This is a genomic window from Clostridioides sp. GD02377 (assembly GCF_045899875.1).
Taxonomy (GTDB): domain Bacteria; phylum Bacillota; class Clostridia; order Peptostreptococcales; family Peptostreptococcaceae; genus Clostridioides; species Clostridioides difficile_A.
This window is the reverse complement of record NZ_JBJODA010000069.1, coordinates 1-717: the sequence shown is the minus strand read 5'-3', so window position 1 is coordinate 717 and position 717 is coordinate 1. Positions and strand designations below refer to the sequence as shown.

1 protein-coding gene and 1 pseudogene are annotated in these 717 nt (G+C 26.2%); both read left to right on the top strand.

From position 1 onward, the window contains the following. Nucleotides 1-405: pseudogene (locus Q3304_RS20825) on the top strand (hypothetical protein); the annotation flags it as partial. Nucleotides 406-427: 22 nt separating this feature from the next. Further along, a partial coding sequence (locus Q3304_RS20820; RefSeq protein ID WP_407815488.1) for a hypothetical protein occupies nucleotides 428-717 on the top strand: 290 nt, incomplete at its 3' end.

The window sequence follows — 717 nt, the reverse complement described above, 5'->3', positions numbered from 1 at the left end:
TTAAGTCAACGTAAAAAGTGGGCTAAAGGTACTTATACTTTTACAAATACTAATGTTAATAGTTTTTATTCGTATTATTCTTCTAGTAATATTCCTAAAACTCTTAGTATTCCTATGAATTTAAATTTTGTACCCAACCTTATTATTATTGATAGGTTTAGTATGTATGAAACTAATGGTTCATATGAACAAATTTTTTATGCTATTAATAACTTGAATATTCTATCTAGCATTGGTTATGTTCAAACTGGAAATGATTTTTTTCTATCTGCTTTTATGTGTATTAAAGATATTAGTAGTAAAAGTTTTACTTTAAGTACTTATCGTAAAAATAGTTATGAAGGTGGTCAAAGAGAATATCGTTGTAAAGCTGGAGAAAGTTTTACTTGGTATGCTTATGAATAGAAAAAGAAAGGTGGTAATTTAAATGAAAAGATGCAATAGAATAATTTATAATCAAGATGGGAAAATAATATTTCAAACAGGTGAAGCAACAGGAGATGTATCAGAGCATGATACAATAACAGAACTACATTACTTAGATATTGAATTTGGTAGTATAGACTATAGTAAACAGTATATAGAGTCAATAAATCCAGTTACAAAAGAACCTGTTGTCAAAGATATCGAAGTCGTTTTAACAGATGAACAAAAGAGATTAAAAACATTAGAAGAAGAATTAAGTATGTTAAAAGAAGAAAATAAAAATAGAGATAG